Genomic DNA, 6,757 nt, shown 5'->3' with positions numbered 1-6,757 from the left:
CGGTTTCAACATCGTTGAAGAAGGCATGAAAATCCGTGACGACCTTACAGTAATCATGGTTGCTCCTAAGTGCCCGGGTTCTGAAGTACGTGCTGAATACGTTCGTGGTTTCGGTGTACCAACACTTATCGCTGTTCACGAAGACAACGACCCTAAGGGTGAAGGTCTTGCACTAGCTAAAGCTTACGCTGTAGGTACTGGCGGTCACAAAGCAGGCGTTCTAATGTCTTCTTTCATCGCTGAAGTTAAGTCTGACCTTATGGGTGAGCAGACTATCCTTTGCGGTATGTTACAGACTGGTTCTATCCTTTGCTTCGACAAAATGGTTGAAGAAGGTATCGACGCCGGTTACGCATCTAAACTAATTCAGTTCGGTTGGGAAACAATCACTGAAGCACTCAAATATGGCGGCGTAACTAACATGCTAGATCGTCTTTCTAACCCAGCTAAGATTAAAGCATTCGATCTTGCTGAAGAGTTGAAAGTTATCATGCGCCCACTTTACAACAAGCACCAGGACGACATCATCGACGGTACTTTCTCACGCGTTATGATGGAAGACTGGGCGAACGATGATAAGAACCTTCTAGGCTGGCGTGCAGAGACTGCTGAGACTAACTTTGAGAAGACTCCAGCAGGCGACGTTGAAATTTCTGAACAGGAATTCTTCGACAACGGTATCCTAATGGTTGCTATGGTTAAAGCAGGTGTTGAACTAGCATTTGAAACAATGACTGCTGCTGGCATCATTGCTGAATCAGCTTACTATGAGTCTCTACACGAAACTCCACTGATCGCTAACACTATCGCTCGTAAGAAACTTTACGAAATGAATGCGACAATCTCTGATACAGCTGAATACGGTTGCTACCTATACAACCACGCTTGCCTACCTCTACTAGGCGACTTCATGAAAAACATCAAAACTGATGTTATCGGTAAAGGCCTAGAGTCTACTGATACTGGCGTTGATAACGCTCGTTTGATCGAAGTTAATGCTGCACTACGTAGCCACCCAGTAGAAGCGATTGGTTCTGTTCTACGCGGCCACATGGCTGACATGAAGAAGATCGTATAATTATTTGATATTTATACTTTTTTCTTAAGAGAAAAGATAAAGCCAGGACCTTTGGTCTTGGCTTTTTTTTGCTTCGAATACCCTACTAACCACTAAACCATCACCCATGGAGCGGCAAATATTCAACTGAATATTGCGCTAATAAAAGTCATGAATAGCATAAAAGTAGAAAACTATACGGCAGACTTTGGTGAATCTTTCACCTTAAAAAACATAAACTGGAACCTTGAGCCTAAGCAGCACTGGGTTATTACAGGTACCAATGGTTCTGGTAAGTCTGCCCTCTCTGCTATCTTGACCGGTGCGGGTGACAACATCATTGGGACCATTTCTGGCTTACCCTCTCATATCGAAATCGTCTCATTTGAAGCGCAAGCAGAACTGATTGAGCGCGAGTTAAAAAAAGATGATGCCGATATAATAGATGTTATCTCTGAAGGCACCCCTGTCAGAGAGATCTTAGAAGAAGGCAAAGCAACCTATCCTGAATTTGATACAGAGCTACTTAACGAACTCGTTTCACTATTCAACCTAGAACATATGCTAGATCGCAGCTTTAGAAAGCTATCGACAGGCGAAACCCGTAAAATCATGCTAATTCGTGCCCTAGCGAATAACCCAGACCTTATTATCCTGGATGAGCCTTTCGATGGTTTAGATGCTGATTCGATGAAGCTTTTGCACGACTTACTAGCAAGCAAAGTAGATTCAATGGGCATGATTCTAGTACTCAACCGTTTTGATGAAATGCCAGACTTTATCACTCACGTAGCTTACACAGATAAAGGCGAGCTTCACCACACGGTTGATATAAACGACAAGCAAGCTTACGACGATCTATACCAGCTGTTGCACCTCAAAACGACCGATCTATCTGTACCGGCAACGGATGAATCTGATCGTCCACCAGCACTTAACCCTGAAGATCCACTCGTTCGCCTATCCGACATTAAAATTGCGTATGCTGACTCAAAAGTGATTGATGGCCTGAATTGGTCGATAAAGCCTGGACAGCATTGGCAATTAAGCGGCCCTAACGGCAGCGGTAAAACCTGTTTGCTGAACCTGATAACCGGTGACCATCCTCAGTGTTACACCAATGACATCTTTGTTTTTGGTATGCAGCGCGGTAATGGCGAAACCATCTGGCAGATCAAACAATATATTGGATATGTCTCTACCGCGCTTCAATGGGAATATCGTGTCAGCATTAGTCTGCGTAACGTTATTATTTCTGGCTTTCACGACAGCATTGGCATGTACACCAAGAGTACAGACAAGCAGAAAGAAGTGGCTGACCAATGGCTTGAATTGCTTGGCATGAAAGATCGAGCTAACGAACCATACAATCAGCTGTCGTTTGGTGATCAGCGTCTATTACTGATAGCTCGCGCAATGGTTAAGCACCCTACTCTTCTTATCTTAGATGAGCCTTGCTTGGGGTTAGATGATATCAACCGCCAGCTTGTATTAGCGCTTATTGAAAAGATCTGCGCAAGTGGTGATACCACTGTGCTTTATGTGAATCATCATGCTGAAGATCAGATCAGTGGCATTAAAGAATATAAACATTTAGAAAAACTTTCTGCCGAGTAAACAGAGGCCTCCCTATCTTCTGTAAAGTTAGTCACTCTATTTAAAGCGCTTATAGGGTGCTAACTTTCGTTATCTTTAATCTTGCTCTCGATATCTATTCAAACTCAATTTTGCCATAGATCAGTAAAATACACTGCTACACTGATATTTTCACATTTTGCTAAAAACCTAATCATTTCAACGTCTATTATTAAGCGATAACCTTTTAAAACTATTCGAGTAAAGGTGGCCAGCAATAAATGGATAGCATCTGGCTTTTTATCATTATCGCTACAGTCATTGTTATCGTTTTCGACTTTACCAATGGCTTTCATGATGCATCGAATATGATTGCATCGGTGATAGCATCCCGTGCGATGACGCCCCTTCAATCGGTCATCGTTGTTGGTACTTTCACTTTTTTAGGGCCTATTCTCGGAGGGACTGCCGTAGCCAATACTATCGGGAAGTTTGTCACATTAGATCAACTACCCATAAAGCTCTCGCTCACTGTGGTTATCTGCGGTCTTTTTGCCGCAACAGCTTGGAACTTCCTAACGTGGTATCGGGGCCTGCCTTCCTCTTCATCCCACGCATTGGTTGGTGGACTAGTTGGAGTCGTCATCATATCTGCTGGTCCGGAACACGTATTGTGGGGCTTATCGCAGTTAGCCCAAGGCCATATAACGGGTGTTACAAAAGTACTATTGGCACTTTTTATATCCCCTTTAGCAGGCTTTTGGATTGGTTTTATCTTCCAACGAGTAACGTTATATCTACTTAGAACCGCCAGCCCACTTATTAATCGAGAATTACGAGGGGCGCAATGGATTACGACAGCAGGACTTGCATTTGCTCACGGAGCAAATGATGCGCAAAAAAGCATGGGGATACTGACACTATGCTTACTTCTTAGTGGTGATATAAGTGAATTTGTTGTGCCCTTTTGGGTCATTTTAGTCTGCGCTATCTCAATTACATTAGGCACAATACTCGGAGGCTGGAAAATCGTCAGAACACTGGCATTCGCCATCTATAAAATCAGACCCTTACATGCAGTCAATTCTCAAGCGACCTCAGCGGGCGTTGTTTTTATGGCATCACTCATTGGAGCACCGGTTTCAACAACTCACGTTGTCTCTTCATCTATTATGGGTATAGGAGCCTCAGAACGCGCCAAAGCCGTACGTTGGGCTAAAGCGCGTGAGATCGCAGTCACTTGGTTGCTAACCATACCCGGCGCTGCACTGGTGGCCATACTCTCTTATAGCTTTCTTTATATGACAGGCCTTACTTAGGCGGTATTAAATTATGAATCAGCCAAAGAAACCAAGCTTCATTACAAAACTACTGAATCGGATTATTCCTACACCGCCAGATTTTTTCACGCTACTTGCAGAGCAGTGTGCCTTAGTAACGGTCACTATTCGTAATCTCCATCTATATATGACAAAGCCTATCCCTGAATTAGCAGAAGTACTGGCTGCAGATGAACATCAAGCAGACGCAATAAAAATACGTAACCTACATCAACTCAACCGTGCATTCTCGACCCCTATCGATCGTGAAGATATTTATCGTGCTATCGCTTCTTTAGATTGGATCATTACCCACTGTAAAAGCACAATAAATGAGATGCTTGATCTGAATGTAGAACCTGATGAACATATGATCATGATTCTTGATGAGTTGTTAGCTGGTTGCGAGGCTTTGGAACGTGGTTTTAATGAGCTATCTACCTATCCAGCGGGCAGTGAAAAAGAGGCTCAAGCGGCACGCCATGCTCATAGAAGAATAGAAAGACGGTACCGCCACAGTCTTGCTGAGCTCTTCCAAGGTGAAGTAACAACTGAGATGTTATGCAAAAGAGAGATCTACCACCATTTGATGGACGGCTCCCGCCGGCTTCATGCCGCCGCTAATGTTCTTCACGATATTATGGTGAAATTAATTTAAGCGGTTTTCAAGCCATAGACAAAGTAAAATATTTAATTTGAGAGCTCTTTCAGAGTTCAATTAACACTTAACTTAACGCCAAAAACGATACTACTACCAGTTGATAATGATTCTGCATTGTCTAAAAGACGTGCAGTTTCAAGACAGATCATCTGCTTATAAGCATCATCATCGAAATGACTTAACCTTTTGGACTTATCAATCCAAGGGTTCCAAACAACCAGATCAGGGGCATTAGAAGCCGTAACCGTAATAGCCCGATTGAATTGCTTATCTTTAAGCTGAACAGGGGATACTACATTGCTATAAATTTGATCAAGTTCCTTATATATCGCAATGGGACGATTAGATTTCCTTACCCTCCAATCATCTAAGGTATCGAAATACTCATATCCCTCTAAGCCTAAAACCTCACAACTCTCCACAGTCCCAAGGTTAAGATATGTATGCAATGCAGAGGAAAAACAAAAGGTTTCAGAACCTGTATTTGTAACCGACAACTTGATATCTAACTCAACTCCAACACTTACCGTGAGTTTCAAAAGTGAGGGGTAAGGCCAAAGCTCGCTAGCATCGATTTCCAATGACAAAACAAGCTGGGTAGTTTCGCTATCGATAAGCTCTACTGAATCAAGCGCCCATTCCTGATCTCTCACAAAGCCATGAGCCGGTATGGATGTTTCAGAAGTTAGCTGAGGAATTTGATGTTTCACTACATCTGGATTTCGTTCTATATCCCCAAACCATGGCCAGCAGATGGGAATACCTCCCCTTAGGGACTTACCCGCTTTGTAATCGCATGACTCACTGAGCCATAGAACAGGCCTTTCACCTATTCGTTTATACTCAGCCACCTGAGCCCCTTGTAGAAATATTGTGGCTGATGCTGCTTCATTTTTTACCGAAATCGCAATTAACTGCTTATACAACTCAACCGTGACACCTTTTAGTGAGCCGTACTTTGCATATAATGCTTGGATTTTGTCACCCAAGTTCATCTATCTACCCATTTATTAGTATTATGTTGAGCATTCTACCCTTCTGTAGCCCTCAGATTAAGTACCTCAGGCATTGCTTACAGTAATATTTATAGTTAATATATTAACTATAAATAGGAGAAGTAAATGAGCATTAAACTGTCAGTTGTAGATCAATCCCCTGTACATGGTTCTCACCCAGCAATAGAAGCCCCCGGCTTGAGTATCGAACTTGCTAAAGCATGCGATGAATTGGGGTATTACCGTTACTGGGTTGCTGAGCATCACGACAGTATGCACTTTGCTAACCCCTGCCCTGAAATTTTAGTCGCCACCATTGCCAGTGTTACTGAAAATATTCGCGTTGGCAGCGGTGGCGTTATGCTTTCACACTATAGCCCTTTGAAAGTTGCTGAGAGTTTCAAAATGATGGCGACTCTTCACCCTGACCGTATTGATTTAGGTATAGGCCGAGCACCAGGCGGTTCGGGCTTAACGTCTCAGGCCTTAGCTGCACCTCATCAAGCCAGACATGGAGATCAGTACCCACAGCAGGCTTTTGACCTAAAGGGCTTTGTCGATGGTTCAATGCCAAACAGCAATCCCTTTCACACGATCAACGTGCTTCCTGACAGCAGCCCCAAACCAGAACTTTGGATGCTAGGCTCTAGTGGTGGTAGCGCTGGGCTAGCAGGCCATCTAGGTTACAATATTGCGCTTGCCCGTTTTATTGATCCCGATAACTGTAATCCTGCCATCTTCACAGAATATACTGAAGAATATAAACGAGCGGGCCATGAAGGATCACCGACCAAAATGCTCGCGATTGCATGCATCTGTGCGGGAACTGAAGAGGAAGCGAAGTTACGTGCGGGAACGGCGGTTTATCGTAAACTGGCAGCTCAGCTAGGATTACGTGAAGCCTTTTTAACACCGTCTGAAGTACAGGATCGTTACGCTCAATTTTCAGAATCGGACAAAGCACTTTATAACCAGATTCTAAATGGCTATACAGTGGGTACGCCCGACCAATGCTGGACAGAAATTGAACAGCTTTCAGAAGATTATCAATGCAATGAAATTGGTACTGTTGCCGTGACTCACAGTTTTGATGACCGTTTAGATAGCTATCAACTACTTGCTAAAGGGCTTTAAGCTTGTAGTAACAGCC

Annotated in this window: 6 protein-coding genes; 5 read left to right on the top strand and 1 reads right to left on the bottom strand. The window is 43.4% G+C overall.

All coding sequences use genetic code 11. From position 1 onward, the window contains the following. From ilvC to B4K11_RS11230, 4 genes are all read left to right on the top strand, one after another. Window positions 1–1,078, top strand: a 1,078-nt coding sequence (gene ilvC / locus B4K11_RS11245) for a ketol-acid reductoisomerase (protein ID WP_292959381.1), incomplete at its 5' end; no start/stop codon positions are given. A 150-nt stretch (window positions 1,079–1,228) separates the two neighbouring features. After that, entirely contained in the window at window positions 1,229–2,674 is a 1,446-nt protein-coding gene (gene modF / locus B4K11_RS11240; RefSeq protein ID WP_292950448.1) for a molybdate ABC transporter ATP-binding protein ModF, read from the top strand. Window positions 2,675–2,913: 239 nt separating this feature from the next. Next, window positions 2,914–3,951, top strand: coding sequence for an inorganic phosphate transporter (locus B4K11_RS11235; protein WP_292950449.1), 1,038 nt, complete (start codon window positions 2,914–2,916; stop codon window positions 3,949–3,951). A gap of 13 nt (window positions 3,952–3,964) precedes the next feature. Next, the gene (locus tag B4K11_RS11230) at window positions 3,965–4,609 is read left to right on the top strand and encodes a DUF47 domain-containing protein (protein ID WP_292950450.1); all 645 of its coding nucleotides are present in this window, start codon (window positions 3,965–3,967) and stop codon (window positions 4,607–4,609) included. A 56-nt stretch (window positions 4,610–4,665) separates the two neighbouring features. Here the strand turns inward: B4K11_RS11230 and B4K11_RS11225 are convergent, their stop codons facing one another. Beyond that, window positions 4,666–5,607, bottom strand: coding sequence for a D-hexose-6-phosphate mutarotase (locus B4K11_RS11225; protein ID WP_292959380.1), 942 nt, complete (start codon window positions 5,605–5,607; stop codon window positions 4,666–4,668). A 126-nt stretch (window positions 5,608–5,733) separates the two neighbouring features. Here B4K11_RS11225 and B4K11_RS11220 point away from each other — a divergent pair, with 126 nt between their 5' ends. Next, the gene (locus B4K11_RS11220) at window positions 5,734–6,741 is read left to right on the top strand and encodes an MsnO8 family LLM class oxidoreductase (protein WP_292950452.1); all 1,008 of its coding nucleotides are present in this window, start codon (window positions 5,734–5,736) and stop codon (window positions 6,739–6,741) included. The last annotated feature ends 16 nt before the right edge of the window (window positions 6,742–6,757 follow it).

This window comes from Neptuniibacter sp. UBA6509 (assembly GCA_002435145.1).
GTDB lineage: Bacteria > Pseudomonadota > Gammaproteobacteria > Pseudomonadales > Balneatricaceae > Neptuniibacter.
The sequence above is the reverse complement of the archived record's forward strand: the minus strand, read 5'-3'. Positions and strand labels throughout refer to the sequence as shown.

What these genes read in the sequence shown, in the direction of transcription:
- modF (WP_292950448.1), top strand. Translation starts at nt 1,229, where the DNA reads ATGAATAGCATAAAAGTAGAAAACTATACGGCAGACTTTGGTGAATCT.
- B4K11_RS11235 (WP_292950449.1), top strand. Translation starts at nt 2,914, where the DNA reads ATGGATAGCATCTGGCTTTTTATCATTATCGCTACAGTCATTGTTATC.
- B4K11_RS11230 (WP_292950450.1), top strand. Translation starts at nt 3,965, where the DNA reads ATGAATCAGCCAAAGAAACCAAGCTTCATTACAAAACTACTGAATCGG.
- B4K11_RS11225 (WP_292959380.1), bottom strand. Translation starts at nt 5,607, where the DNA reads ATGAACTTGGGTGACAAAATCCAAGCATTATATGCAAAGTACGGCTCA.
- B4K11_RS11220 (WP_292950452.1), top strand. Translation starts at nt 5,734, where the DNA reads ATGAGCATTAAACTGTCAGTTGTAGATCAATCCCCTGTACATGGTTCT.